This window comes from Armatimonadota bacterium (genome assembly GCA_017993055.1).
Lineage (GTDB): Bacteria > Armatimonadota > UBA5829 > DTJY01 > DTJY01 > JAGONM01.
Map to the genome: position 1 here is coordinate 1 of JAGONM010000058.1, position 12,917 is coordinate 12,917.

The following is a 12,917-nucleotide window of genomic DNA, read 5'->3' on the forward strand; positions in this document are numbered from 1 at the left end:
TTATCAGAGGCCGACGAGGGATCGGAAGGAGATGGTTCGAATGAGAAGGTTATTGCTTTTCGCCGCCGTTTTGCTGCTGGCGTCCATGATGACCTCGGCGAACGCCTCGTGGTACTTCTCCCAGGATGACTTCTATCTCAACATGCCGGGCGGGGAAGGGTCCGCCGGGCAGAACGCATTTTCCGACGGGACGCTGAACAAGTGGACCGCGCCGGAGATAGTCGCCTGGTACCAGTTGACGGGAACGAACACGGTCGCAGCCGTCCCGGTGGACGGGCAGTGGTACACCGTGTACGACACCGCCACCCTGAAGCTCTGGGGCAGCTACAACCCGATACTCGGCTTCTCGAACCTCCTGTGGGAGGGGACGGGCTCCTGGAGCACCTACGTCAACATTGACCAGAGCCTGTTCGACGCCACGGCCTACAACAGGCCCGCCTACGAGACCGAGCCGACCACGTTCCAGAGCGTCGGGAACGGTTGGTTCGACTACACCGCGGGTTCGTGGACCGGTTGGGAGTCCATGGAAGTCAAGTGGCTCGGGACGTACAACTGGCGATACCTGGAAGGCAGTTTCATGATCGGGAACGCCCAGGCCGAGATCAACCCGATCGCGCTGATTCCCGAGCCGGGCAGCCTCCTCGCGCTCGGCGCCGGCCTTGCCGGCCTGGCGGGAATGATCCGCAGGCGCAGGCGGTAAGTCTCAGTCACTCAGTTCGCAGTTCGAAAGACAAGCCCCGGTGCGGGGCTTGTCTTTTTTTTGCCGGCCCGCAGGATCGGCAGAGGGGAAGCGTGGGCGCACGGGTTGCCTCTGACCTCGGCCCCCTCACCCCAGCCCTCTCCCTCCAGGGGAGAGGGGGCTCTCGTCTCCCGCGCCCACCCTGCAAAGCGCCATCAGAAGCACGTATCGCCGGCCTCTAGTGGTGGGGGTGGTGGGGTCTCCACCAGCACCATCACCCCGTAGGGCGGGACCTCGACGCTGCCGCTGTGCCGCTCGCCGGTGAGCAGGTCCGTCATCTCCTCGCGGAGCACCAGGCCGCCCGGCCGGTTCTCTATCTCCACGACGACCATCCCCTCGAACTGTCCCCCCTCGCGCGGGACGACCACGAGGTTGTCCGTGTGATCCTCGCGCACGATGCCCGCCTGCTGTTCGAGCGTCCTGAAGAGCGCCTGCAGATCCTCCGGCCGGGGCATCGTGCCGAGCACGACGATCTCTCCCTTGCCCATCTGCCTCCGCGCGGCGGCGGCGAGTCCCTCCATCGGCCCCTCGGTGTACGCCGCGAGCGCCTCGGTCCCGTCCTTCAGCTCGAAGCTGTCGTACTGGACCGACCCCTGAGACTCCCGGCCGTCCGACCATCGGATGCCGAAGTCGCGCGGCTCGCCGGGGATCTCGTAGACGCATCGGACGCCCGCCCAGTCCTCCAGCACGCCGAACGGCGCGTGGGTGTACTTAGCCGCGTCGGCGTTGCGGACGTCGCTCATCGGGCCGACGACCCACGTGCCGCCCGCCTCGATCCACGCCTTCAGGCGGTCGGGGAGGTCCGCCTCTTCGAGCGAGAGCATGAACGGGCTGAAGACCAGCCGGTAGCCGCCCAGGTCCGCCGGCGGGAGGATCACGTCCGGGCGGAACTGCGCCTGTATGAGCGGGCGGTAGACGCGCTCCAGGATCGCGCCCGTGTAGTGGAAGCCGTTGATGAGCGGCTGCCACTCGGAGATCCACGAGCACTTGTGGGAGTAGTGGATCGCGAGGCCGGACTTCGTCGGGCGCGTGTCGTTCAGGAAGTCGGCCGCCTTCTCGAATCCCCCTGAGACCTCGCGCACCTCGACGGTCGTGTGCATCGGGCGCCCCTGGCTCGTCACGACCGCGCCGTGGGTCAGCTCCTGGCCGCTCCAGTGCTGCCTCCAGAGCCAGTAGAGGTTCGCCTCCGCGCCCATCGCGATCGCCAGCCAGGTGTTCGCGCGGCAGAAGCCCGGCTCCCGGTAGCCGTTGGTCGCGATCGAGCCGCTCCAGCAGGTCTGGGTCTCGGTGTTCCAGAACGGGCGGTCCTTGATCGGGCGGCAGAGGTCGAACCAGAACGCCGCCTGCCACAGGTTGTCCATCGTGTTGTAGTGGTTGAACTGCACTACGTCGAGCGCGCGGTTCATGTCGCCGTAGTCCATGCCGTGAGTCGGCATCATGTCCGTGCCGACGGGAGCCTTCGTGTGCGCGTGCAGGATGTCGGCCTGGGCCTTCACGAACTCGACGTAGGAGTCGCTGTTGAAGGCCGCCCACGCGGTCTGGAGGCTCGGGTGGTGCCAGGTATCCGGGTCGGGGATCGGTAGCTGGTCGAACGAGCGGTAGGTCTGGCTCCAGAGGTCCGTCCCCCACGCGGCGTTGAGCCTCTCGATGGTGCCGTAGCGCGCCTGCATCGCGCGCCCGAACCTGGCGACGCAGACCGGGCAGACGCACGAACGCTCCCAGGTGAGCGGGCTGACCTCGTTGTCTATCTGCCAGCCGATGATGCGCTCGTCCGCGCCGAACTCCTCCGCGAGCTTCGCGGTGATGCGGGCGCAGTAGTCGCGGTAGACCGGGCTGTTCGGGCAGGTGTGCCGCCGCGCGCCGTGGCAGGTCGGCTTGCCGTCCGCGCGCCTGAAGAGCACCTCGGGGCGGCTCTCGACGAGCCAGATCGGGGGGGTGCAGGTCGGGGTGCACATGATTACGGATATCCCCGCCGCGCCGAGCTTCTCGACGACGGTGTGCAGCCAGTCGAAGTCGTACCGGCCTTCCTCCGGCTCCATGCGGCTCCAGGCGAACTCGCCGACGCGCATGACGTTCATGCCGGCGTCCTTCATGAGGGCGACGTCGGCGTCTATCTGCTCGAGCGGCCAGTCCTCGGGGTAGTAGGCCGCTCCCAGGTACGGCGGATTGCTTGGTCTCATGGTGAACCTCCAGTTTTCGGACGGGTCGGGCCTGTCCGACCGGGCGCATCTCCGTTCAAAGGTTCAAGGCCCTGACCCGCAAAACCTGCCCCTCGTCGGCCGCGGCCTGAGTTTACTTCCGGCCGACCCGGGGTACAGGAGAGCAACAGACGGCGCCGGATTGCGCCGGCTGACGCGCGGAACAGGAGCGTCGGACGATGGCAAGAAGCATCACGGCAACAGTACTGATCGGGTTCACGGCTCTGCTGGCCGGCTGCGGCGGAGGCGGCGGAGGCGGCGGCGGCCCCATCAGCGGGACCGACATATTCGCCGACACGATGGTCGTGCTGGGCTACAACGACCTCGGCATGCACTGCATGAACCAGGACTTCTCGGAGATCATGATCCTGCCGCCGTTCAACAATCTGCGCGCCCAGGTCATAGACCGCTCTGGCGAGGAGCCCCGGATCGTGACCGGCGGCGTCAACCTGACTTACTCGGTGCTGCAGAACACCCACTCGGCGGACAAGACGAACTTCTGGACGTACGCTTTCGCGCTCCTGGGCGTCAGCCCCGCGCCGAACGTCGGACTGACCGGCAGCGGGATGTCCGGGACGATGTCCCTCACCGGGCAGAACGACTGGGTCGCCACCGGAATCCCGATCACGCCGCTCAACGATTCCCGGGTGCTGAACGCCTACCCGCTCGGGGTGATCACCGTGATGAGCGGCGGCACGGCGTTGGCGCGGACCCAGGCGACCGTGCCGGTGTCGTGGGAGATAAGCTGCAACCTGTGCCACGACTCGCCGGGCGTTTCGACTGCAACCGACATCCTGCGGGCGCATGACCGCCTGCACGGCACGACTCTGGAGCAGCAGAAGCCGGTCGCGTGCGGGCGGTGTCACGCCCAGCCGCCGCTGGCATCCATCCTGCCGGGCGATCCGGCGCGTCACACACTCTCGAGGGCGATGCACGGGGCGCATGCGTCGAGGATGGGATCGGTCGGCGTGGACGTCGTCTGCTACGCGTGCCACCCGGGAATCCAGACGCAGTGCCTGCGGGACGTCCACGCGTCGAAGGGCATGACGTGCCTCGACTGCCATGAGTCCATGGAAGCGGTTGCCGATCCGGGCCGCCGACCGTGGGTAGATGAGCCGCGTTGTGGCGACTGCCATACGCGCGCCGGGTTCGAGTTCGAGCAGGCGAACACCCTGTTCCGCGACTCCAAGGGACACCACCAGGTGCACTGCGCGGCCTGTCACGGCAGCCCGCACGCTGTCGTGCCGACGACCGTTCAGGCGGACAATCTCCAGTCGCTCGCGCTCCAGGGACACGCGGGGCCGATCGACACCTGCACCGTCTGCCACCGGAACAGGCCGGACGACGCGTTCACGCACAGGCTGTCGGGCGGCTGAGGGTAGGCATCTGACCGGTCCGGCGCGTCAGACGGGTCCGACGAAGTGCACGATCGGCGGTTTCTTGGGCGGGGCGGCCCGGTACTTGAACCTCGGGTAGCCGAGCGCGATCGCCGAAAAGACCTTGTGGTCCTTCGGGATGCCGGCCAGCCGCTTCATCTCCGCGTCCTTGTTCATCGGCTCGAAGACGAACCCTATCACGCATGCACCGAGCCCAAGCGTCTCGGCGGCGAGCAGGATGTTCTCCGCGTTGAATACCGCGTCCATCGGCGCGCAGATGTCCCACTTCGGCGCGTGGAGCAGGATCAGGCACGGCGCATCGTAGAGCATCATATCGCGCCCCTGGGCCTGGAGCTTCAGCGTGAGGTCCATCAGCGGGGCGAACGGCATGATGCTGTCGTACATCTTCGGCGCCGACAGCCGCATGAAGCCCTTGACGAACGGGTTCTTCATCGTGCGCGCCATTCTTCCGACAGCCGTCGCCGCCCGCTCGGATATCCCCTCGAGCGCCGCGGGATCAGTGACGACCGTGTACTCCACGCTCTGGTTGTTGATCGAACTCGGCGCTTCGACCGCCGCGAGGAGCAGCTTCTCGACTTCTTCCCTCGGCACGGGATCGGGCTTGAACTCCCGGCGCGAACGGCGCATCTTCAGGAAACTGAGGAACTGCTCGAAGCTCGGCCTGGCGGACTGATCCAGCGCCTTGATCCGGGACGACTCCAACTCGGAGTGGCTCATCGCGCCGGTCGGGCAGACCGCCACGCAGTGCCCGCAGGCGAAGCAGCTCACCCCCTCGGCGGAATGCACCTTGCCGTCCTCGCCCGCCTCGAAGTTCCCCAGCACACAGATCTCCATGCAGAGCATGCACCCATTGCACTGCTCAGCATCAATCAGTATCGCCATCGCATATCACCTCTCGGCTCGAATCGGTTCAATGTTCAAGGTCTAGGGTGACAAACCCTGCTGCGTCCCAGGCTTGAACTTCTCCGATTCCCTGACGACGGGAGTCGTCAGGGAATCGGTAGGTTGTGAACGCATACACGAGTGGAGAACCATAAGCGGAGCGTCGAATTGACGAGTCCTCGCGAAAGTGTGGCTACCCTGCCGCAGTCAAGTCACTCAGTTGAGCAACACCCATGGATGGAGCTTCATCGCCCATCTGATGCCATCCCTCTCGTGGATATCTGGCAAACAGCTCCAAATAAGGCCCCGGGCTGCAGGATTCGACGATATCGTACAACTCATCAGGCTTACGGGAGTGCATCGACGAACACATAGCGCCCGCCACCTAAGAACCGGATCAGGCCCATATCTCGGAGCACTTGCAGTTGTTGACGTATCTTGGGGCGCACGTTCCGATTGGCCGGATACAGCCCCGAAAGTGCAGGTTCGAGAGTGTATGCGTCCTCCAGACTGAAGGACTGCCATTCCCTATGACGGATCATGTTGAGGACATCGAGCGTCCATCCTCGCGCCTCTACCTCTCTCCCTGCAAGCGGACTCAGTATCCGGTATCGGTCGCGCACGCGCGATGGATCGCTGACCAAACCATCCTGTACCATCTCTAGCTTGCCAATGTCGGCGATAGAGGAAAGAAGGATGTTGCACCCGACCCAACCGGCTCGTCTGGCACTGGGGGAGAGCGGCTTCCTTTTCTCAATGCACGACGGACTGAAGAAGAAGGACGGCACCAGGAGCAGCTTTCTGACGGACCAATCTGGAGCGTACTGCATGACCATAAGGTTGGGAACTGCGTCACTGCGAAGGGCTCTCATCATGGCATCATATCCCGCATCCGGAACACGGGACTCGCTCCAAGTAGCCCCGCTCTTCAGCTGGAAACGCGAGGTGCATCCGGGACAGTGGAAATCGACAGCGGGTGTGTTGTTCGCCGTCGAGATCAAGCTCCCTGAATCGCACGCCGGGCAGTACAGGTTGTCCTCCCCCCATCTCTCCGACATGTGCCGTACAAGTTGTGCCTTGTTCTTGTAGCAGCCGACCAGGTAGTCGCGCATCGACAGTTGCATCATTCCTCACCCTCGGCCAGCGCCGCTAGACACATCGCGGCAGTGCTCGCGGCCATGGATGCAATCGGGTCGTGGGTAAAAAGCCCGCACCCCTCAAACGGATTAGGTGACGCATCGATGTTGTCCCAGTCGATGATGACTGCACGAAGATCAGCGATGTCCGAATACACCGCAGCCAGTGATCCTCCCCGAATCTCAATGAAAACATCACTCATCGGAGTGTTCCCCTTCCCCTGTGCAACCACTGCAACCCACCTACCAACGACGCAACCGTGTGAAGCTCAGCGGCGGTCAGGACATACCTGATCGACCGATCCGTCCGCGATGTACTCGTGCATGATGGTGAGGTTATCCCCATAATAGGAGCTGTTCTTCATTTGCACAGGTATTCACCGCGCGGGGAGCGGTTTCCTGTCTGGCGCGGAATGGCCGATACTGAGCCACGGCCTGCTTGCAGAGGTCGAGCGCCCGCTGGTGGTTGGCAACGTCGCCCTCCATCGAGTGGAGCTGCATGGCGAACGGCGACACCGGCTCCTTCTTCGCCTGCTTGAAGAGGACGTTGTAGTCCCGCACGGAGTTGAACGGCGGAACGCCTCCGACGGGTCCAACGTGATATAATGCTCTCATGCGCGACCAAATGCTCAGCCTGCCGAAGATAGATCTCCACCGCCACCTCGAAGGCGCGGTGAGGCCCGCCACCATCGCCGATATCTGCCGCGACCGGGGAGTTCCGCTCCCGACCTACGATCCGGACGAACTCGCCAAGATCGTCCAGCTATCACGGCCGGTCTCTGATCTGGGTGAGTTCTTCACACCGTTCCGCACGATCAAGCTGTGCTTCACCGACAAGGAGGCGATCGCCCGCATAGCATACGAGGCGGTCGAGGACGCTCACCTCGACAACATCCGCTACGTCGAGCTGCGGTTCAGCCCGGAGTTCATGGCGTTCTGCCACAAGGTCCCGCTCGCGGATGTGATGGACGGAATCGTCGTGGGCATCGAGTCCGCCGCGCGCGCCTTTCCCGGCACGACCTCAGAGATGATCGTCAGCATCAGCCGCGACCTCTCCGAGCAGACGATGGACATGCCCTGGCCGAAGCCGATGGAGATAGCCCGACTGGCGCTCGACTACGCGGACCGGGGTGTCGTCGGCCTCGACATCGCGGGCCGGGAGGACGGCTACCCGCCGGAACTGTTCGTCGAGCCGTTCCGTATCGCAAGAAAGGCGGGCCTCGGGATCACCGCGCACGCGGGCGAGGACTCCGGCCCGGAGAGCGTCCGGGGGGCCATCGAGTCGCTCGGGGCGACCAGGATCGGGCACGGGGTCAGGATCGTCCGTGACCCGGAGGTGGTGGCGCTGGTGAAGGACCGCGGAGTCTACCTGGAACTGTGCCCGACGAGCAACGTCCTTACGAGGGCGGTCGAGTCGCTGGAGAGCCACCCGGTCCGCCGCCTCTACGACGCCGGCGTCCCGATCACGATCAACACGGATGACCCGAGCGTCTGTGGCATAACTCTTACGGGGGAGCTCGAACTGCTCGTCGAGCGCTTCGGGTTCACGTTCGAGGAGATAGAGGGGCTGGTGGAGGCGTCGCGCCGCGCGGCGTTCGGGCGGCCGGGGGCCTTTTCGTCATGCGGGACTTGATCCGGCATCCAGGGGAGATGGATCCTGAATCGAGTTCAGGATGACGCCCCGTTCGTTCAGGGCGACGCGGCGTCTTACGTGCGACAGACACCGTGAGCCCTGAGTGCTCGGAGCGAAGCGGAGAGTGTATCGAAGGGCGGCCTCGTGCCCAAGAGCGCCCTTCGATACATGCCGTCATTCACCGGCACACTCAGGGCTGACGGAGCGGTGTGAGCGGAGCAAGGCATGAACTCATTGATTTCACAACTCGAACAGGCGCTTGGGAACCCCGCGCTGGTGCAGTCGTTCTCAGGCGTGCGGACCCCGTTCGGCCGGGGGCCGGCGATATCCGGGGAGCACGCCGCGCTCGCCTCGGCATACGGTTTCGCCTACGCGAGGCGCGCCCTCGCCGGGATGGACAAGGGCGCCCTGCTGATCGGCAAGGACCCTCGCCCGACCGGCGACGCGATCGGCGCCGCGCTCGCCCGGGGGTTCCTCGCGGGCGCTGAGCGCGCGAAGTGCAGGGCGCGCATCTACGACCTCGGCATCATCACGACCCCTCTCATCGAGACGGCCGTCACGGCCCTCAAGGCCCACGGCGGGGTCATGATCACCGCGAGCCACAACCCGCTGACCGACAACGGCTTCAAGTTCCTGACGGGCGTGCAGGCCGGCCCGCACGACGCCCCTCCCGGCGCCCTGCTCTCCGCGGCGGCGATGGGCGCGGTCGTGCGCGATGTGGCCTCGACAGCCGCCGGGCACGCACCCGAGTTCGCGGCCTCCATCGCGAAGGTTGACGACGCCAGGCTTCGGAAGGCATACGGCAACGGCGAGGACCACGTCCACCGGGTGAAGGCGGAGCGCGCCTACCTCGACCTCATCGGGCGGCAGTGGGGGATTCAGCCGCACTGCCTGAAGCCGCTCATCCGCGGCCCGGCCCTGCTCGACCCGAACGGCGGGGCGGCCTGCGGGATCGGCGCGCGCGTGCTGGAGCACTTCGGCGTGCGGGCGATCGAGGTCAACGCCGAGATCGGCTACCCCGAGCACGCGATTGACACCGACAGCATTGACGGCACGAGCGGCAGGCACATGCTCCTGCGCGTGGCGAGGGCGGCGGCCCGGAACGGCGCGCGGTTCGGCATCGCGTTCGACTACGACGCGGACCGGGGGAACATCGTGCTCCCCGGCTACGACGAGGACGCCGTCATCATCCCGCCGCAGACGGTGGCGGCGGTCAACATCGCCCTCGCGCTCGCCCACTGGGAGATGCGGGCCGGGCGGAACGGCGCGCGGAAGCTCGCGGTCGTGCTCTCGGACGCCACCTCCGGCGCGTCGGAGGAGATCGCGCGGCTCTTCAAGGCGAAGGTCTTCATGGTCGAGACCGGCGAGATCAACGTCGTCACGCGGATGCACCAGCTCCGGCAGGAGGGCTACGAGGTCCCCATCGGCGTCGAGGGCGCGAACGGCGGCACGATCTTCGGAGAGTTCACGTGCCGCGACGGCCTTCAGACGGCGATGTGCGCGGCTATCGGCGACGAGCAGCCCGACTTGGCGAAGCAGTGGACGGCGGTGCTGAGGCGGAACATGCGCGAGCCGGTCTGCGCCGAGGGCGGCCGCCTGCGCTTCCCGGAGATCGTGAGGGCGGTGCCGAGGCACTTCAACCGGATGTTCCGGTTCGAGGCCGCGCCGCTAAGCCACGCGGAGATGAAGGCCCGCATCGAGGAGCGGTTCGAGAAGGCGCTCTGGCCGAAACTCAGCAGGCACTACGGCTCATACGGGTTCCTCGACTTCGAGGGGACGCACCAGGTGAAGGCGCGGACGGGAGACGAGACCGGCGGCTGGCGGGTCGAGATGAAGGCGGGAGGCGAGAAGGCGTTCATCTTCGCGCGCGGCTCCCGGACCGAGGCGGGCGTGTGGCGCATCATCGTGGACGACCCGGACCCGGCGCGCGGGGAGCTGCTGGCCCGGCTGAGCGGGAAGTTAATGGGGTAGAAGCCTCCGGAGGAAGTCCGCGCTGTAGCCGCAGGCTCTATGCCCGCGAGATCAGAGCGCACCCGTGAGTGGTGCGGTTGCTCCACCCGCTCCGTCAGCCCTGAGTGCTCGGAGCGAAGCGGAGAGTGTATCGAAGGGCGTCTGGCCGGCACTGAGGCGCGGCCACTACAGGTGCCACCGTCCTTCGATACACGCGCCGGAGCGCGCACTCAGGACTAGCGGGTCTTGGACAGGGTCAACGCTGTAGCCGCAGGCCTTATGCCTGCGAGACCAGAGCGTGCCAGTGAAGGGTGCGGCTACGGACTTCATCCGGTGCCCCACTAATCCCTGAACCGATCCAACTCCACGACGCACGCGCCCCGGCTGAATGTGACCGCTCGGCGCTGTTCCGAGGGGTACTTGAGCGCGTTGTGCAGGTTGATCTTCATCTCGAGCGCAGCCTTGTGCCCCGGCGAGCCGTCCTCCGAGGTCTCCTCCAGCTCGTCGAGCGCCCACCTGTACTCCGCGAAGTTATCCGCGCTGCCGTAGTAGCGCTTGTCGAGGTACTCGCAGAAGGCTTCCTCGTCCTGGGCGCGGATGAGGAGCGCCGCGTACCCGCCGGTGCCCGCGCCCATCAGCTTTCCGCCGAGGTACCCCGGGCCGCCGTCCGCGATCTCGAAGAGCCGCTCGAACTGCACGTTGCTGACCTGGAAGTCGTCCCGCAGGCTCGCCTGGATGGCGTCCATCGAGCCGCCGATCCGGCGCCGGTAGTCGTCGTAGTCGGGGGCGTCCGCCGTCAGCTCGCCGGACTGGAGCTTCCCGTCGGCCTCGTTCAGGATGCGCTCGATGCTCCGGCCGATCCGGTTCTGCTTGTGGAAGAACTGGGCGGCGTTGCGGCACCGGCATTCGGACTGCCCGGCCCCGTCCGGTCCCGCTGACGGCGCGTCCGCCAGGATGCGCTCGGTCTCCGGCCCCGAGGCCCCCGCGGGCAGGAAGCCGATCAGCTCCGAGATCGCCTCGTCCGGAACGCCCAGAAGGTCCTCCGCCAGACTGCCGAGGTGCGCATAGCGGGCGGCGATCGAGTCCCAGAGCTCCGGGCGGGAGTCGAGCAGGGGGGCCTCGTTCGGGGGAAGCATCTCGAAGCGCTCCGCGATGAGCTTGCCGAGCCAGCCGGGCTCCGTGCCGCCGCCTGAGTCGAGGTGTCCGCGAACGGCCCGGATGATGAGCGTCAGCATCTCGTTCGCCTTCTTCATCCACTGCTTTCGGAGGTTCACGATCTCCGCGGCCCCGAGATGCGGGCTGACTTCCCAGAGCGAGTTTGCGATGACCACCTTGACGCCGTGGAGCGGGGGAAGCTGCGTGGACTCGAGCGGCGACCTGGAGTGGCGGTTGTAGAGAAGGCCGTTCGGCTGGTTGCGCAGGATGGTGGTCTGGTCGTTCGCGCCGCCGCGGGTCCCGACGTACCACTCGGCCTCGCCGAGCATCTCGCAGACCTCGCCGAACGTCCACTCCGGCAGGCGTCCGGCGTTTGCGAGGTAGAGGCTGAGGAACGAGAGCACGATGATCGCGGAGGAAGAGCTCATTCCGGTGCGGAGCGGGAGGGCGCTCGGCCCGAAGGTCATGTCCGCGCCGCGCAGCTCGACGCCCGGGAGTTCCCACGCGACGCGCAGGAACGGGCTTCGGACGTAGTTCAGCCACTGCCCCTCCGGCTGACCGTAGTGCGGGTGGACGAGCGTGCGGGATGCCCAGTCGTCCGGAAGGCCGCCGGAGACCGCCTCGGTCCAGGGCGCGCCTCGGAAGGCGGCGACCTCCTCGGATATGGAGAACCTGCCCGGGGGGAACATCGGGTAGGCGTTGGTCGCGGTAACGATGTCGTCGTCGCGCGGGCTGACCGCCACCGGGATGTCTCCGTCAATCGTGGTGGAGATGTGGTCGCCCTTGCAGATGTCCATGTACTCGAGGAACGCGTTGAGGCGGCCGGGCGCGCGCAGTAGGTACGTCGGCCTCTCGCCGACCCTCGCGGCGTGGATGCGCATGGTGGCGATGAAGCGCTCCCGCTGGCGGGAGACGTACTCGGGATCGGTGTTCGCGTAGATCTCCTCGCCGAGATAGCGGGTCAGCGCGGGCGATCCCTCTTCCAGGATCAGGCTGATCTCTTGTGACGGCATCGGAGCGCCGCCGACTGCAAAGGGCTGGCTCACGGCTATTCCCTCCCCCGGACTTAGTAGGAGCGGATTCCAATCCGCGGTGACGGAGTCAGTATAGTACCGCGCCGGGAAAGTGTCAATGACGGGGGAAAGACGCGGGGAGGAGGGATGCGGAGACGTACGTCATGCTGAGCTCGACTCAGCATCCAGAACCGGATGGACCCTGAATCAAGTTCAGGGTGACGAGTCTGCTGTCCCCCTTGTCAAGGGGGACCGGCCTCCGGGCCGAGGGGGTTCTGCTTCCCGCGCCCTCCCGGAACCTCCCCCGGCCCCTCCTTGATAAGGAGGGGAGCTTTGCGGCCCGCCGTTCCGAGGAATGGCGGGTTTGCGCGCGCGGTGGTATAATCCCCGTGATGAGCAAGCCCACCCAGCATGTCCCGCGGCTCGTCTTCTGGGAGACGACGACCGCCTGCAACCTGAAGTGCGTCCACTGCCGCGCGTGCCCGGTCGAGGAGCGCTCGCCGGACGACCTCACGCTCGGCGAGGCGAAGACGCTCGTGGATCAGATCGCGTCGGTCGCCAAGCCGGTGCTGGTGCTGAGCGGGGGAGAGCCGCTCGTGCGGCCTGACATCTTCGAGATCGCCTCCTACGCCGACGAGAGAGGGCTGAGGGTCGCCCTCGCCACCAACGGCACACTCGTGACCCCCCAGATCGCGCGCAGGATCAGGGAGTCCGGCGTCCAGCGGGTGAGCGTGAGCATTGACGGCGCGAGGGCCGGGTCGCACGACTCGTTCCGCAGGCTCCCCGGCGCGTTCGACTGCGCGTGGGAGGGCGT

General features: G+C 66.2%; 11 protein-coding genes and 1 pseudogene. 5 read left to right on the plus strand and 7 right to left on the minus strand.

Annotated elements, in window-relative coordinates; translation table 11 throughout:
• The first annotated feature begins 40 nt into the window (after positions 1–40).
• Positions 41–700 (plus strand): PEP-CTERM sorting domain-containing protein, encoded by a 660-nt coding sequence (locus KBC96_14735; protein MBP6965650.1) that lies wholly within the window; start codon positions 41–43, stop codon positions 698–700.
• A gap of 194 nt (positions 701–894) precedes the next feature.
• Here the strand turns inward: KBC96_14735 and KBC96_14740 are convergent, their stop codons facing one another.
• Positions 895–2,919 (minus strand): beta-galactosidase, encoded by a 2,025-nt coding sequence (locus KBC96_14740; GenBank protein MBP6965651.1) that lies wholly within the window; start codon positions 2,917–2,919, stop codon positions 895–897.
• A gap of 197 nt (positions 2,920–3,116) precedes the next feature.
• Here KBC96_14740 and KBC96_14745 point away from each other — a divergent pair, with 197 nt between their 5' ends.
• Positions 3,117–4,313 (plus strand): hypothetical protein, encoded by a 1,197-nt coding sequence (locus KBC96_14745; GenBank protein ID MBP6965652.1) that lies wholly within the window; start codon positions 3,117–3,119, stop codon positions 4,311–4,313.
• A 27-nt stretch (positions 4,314–4,340) separates the two neighbouring features.
• On the opposite strand, the gene KBC96_14750 is transcribed toward KBC96_14745, so the two are convergent.
• The 5 genes and pseudogenes from KBC96_14750 to KBC96_14770 all read right to left on the minus strand — a co-directional run bounded on the left by KBC96_14750 (position 4,341) and on the right by KBC96_14770 (position 6,967).
• Complete coding sequence (locus KBC96_14750) at positions 4,341–5,216, minus strand: nitroreductase family protein (GenBank protein MBP6965653.1); 876 nt, start codon at positions 5,214–5,216, stop codon at positions 4,341–4,343.
• 193 nt (positions 5,217–5,409) lie between these two features.
• A pseudogene (locus KBC96_14755) lies at positions 5,410–5,574 on the minus strand (hypothetical protein).
• Positions 5,564–6,343, minus strand: coding sequence for a restriction endonuclease (locus KBC96_14760; GenBank protein ID MBP6965654.1), 780 nt, complete (start codon positions 6,341–6,343; stop codon positions 5,564–5,566). The pseudogene KBC96_14755 and the gene KBC96_14760 overlap by 11 nt, the downstream one beginning before the upstream one ends.
• Positions 6,340–6,555 carry a hypothetical protein gene (locus KBC96_14765; protein MBP6965655.1) on the minus strand — a complete coding sequence of 72 codons (216 nt, stop codon included), beginning with the start codon at positions 6,553–6,555 and terminating at the stop codon, positions 6,340–6,342. Before KBC96_14765 ends, KBC96_14760 begins: the two co-directional genes overlap by 4 nt.
• 133 nt (positions 6,556–6,688) lie before the next feature.
• Positions 6,689–6,967, minus strand: a complete 279-nt coding sequence (locus tag KBC96_14770; GenBank protein MBP6965656.1) for a hypothetical protein — start codon at positions 6,965–6,967, stop codon at positions 6,689–6,691.
• Here KBC96_14770 and add point away from each other — a divergent pair.
• Together add and KBC96_14780 are read left to right on the plus strand one after the other, a co-directional pair.
• On the plus strand, positions 6,966–7,985 hold the full coding sequence (add, locus tag KBC96_14775) for an adenosine deaminase (GenBank protein MBP6965657.1): 1,020 nt from the start codon (positions 6,966–6,968) through the stop codon (positions 7,983–7,985). The genes KBC96_14770 and add overlap by 2 nt on opposite strands.
• A 225-nt stretch (positions 7,986–8,210) precedes the next feature.
• Complete coding sequence (locus KBC96_14780) at positions 8,211–9,956, plus strand: hypothetical protein (GenBank protein ID MBP6965658.1); 1,746 nt, start codon at positions 8,211–8,213, stop codon at positions 9,954–9,956.
• 320 nt (positions 9,957–10,276) lie between these two features.
• On the opposite strand, the gene KBC96_14785 is transcribed toward KBC96_14780, so the two are convergent.
• Positions 10,277–12,136: a hypothetical protein gene (locus KBC96_14785; GenBank protein ID MBP6965659.1), complete on the minus strand. Its 1,860-nt coding sequence runs from the start codon at positions 12,134–12,136 to the stop codon at positions 10,277–10,279.
• Between the two features lie 359 nt (positions 12,137–12,495).
• Between KBC96_14785 and KBC96_14790 the strand changes: the two genes are divergently transcribed.
• On the plus strand, positions 12,496–12,917 hold a 422-nt coding region (locus KBC96_14790; protein MBP6965660.1), incomplete at its 3' end, for a radical SAM protein.

Excerpts from the sequence above, each read along its gene's own strand:
- KBC96_14750 (MBP6965653.1), bottom strand. The coding sequence starts at position 5,216 with ATGGCGATACTGATTGATGCTGAGCAGTGCAATGGGTGCATGCTCTGC.
- KBC96_14740 (MBP6965651.1), bottom strand. The coding sequence starts at position 2,919 with ATGAGACCAAGCAATCCGCCGTACCTGGGAGCGGCCTACTACCCCGAG.
- add (MBP6965657.1), top strand. The coding sequence starts at position 6,966 with ATGCGCGACCAAATGCTCAGCCTGCCGAAGATAGATCTCCACCGCCAC.
- KBC96_14765 (MBP6965655.1), bottom strand. The coding sequence starts at position 6,555 with ATGAGTGATGTTTTCATTGAGATTCGGGGAGGATCACTGGCTGCGGTG.
- KBC96_14770 (MBP6965656.1), bottom strand. The coding sequence starts at position 6,967 with ATGAGAGCATTATATCACGTTGGACCCGTCGGAGGCGTTCCGCCGTTC.
- KBC96_14735 (MBP6965650.1), top strand. The coding sequence starts at position 41 with ATGAGAAGGTTATTGCTTTTCGCCGCCGTTTTGCTGCTGGCGTCCATG.
- KBC96_14780 (MBP6965658.1), top strand. The coding sequence starts at position 8,211 with ATGAACTCATTGATTTCACAACTCGAACAGGCGCTTGGGAACCCCGCG.
- KBC96_14745 (MBP6965652.1), top strand. The coding sequence starts at position 3,117 with ATGGCAAGAAGCATCACGGCAACAGTACTGATCGGGTTCACGGCTCTG.
- KBC96_14760 (MBP6965654.1), bottom strand. The coding sequence starts at position 6,343 with ATGATGCAACTGTCGATGCGCGACTACCTGGTCGGCTGCTACAAGAAC.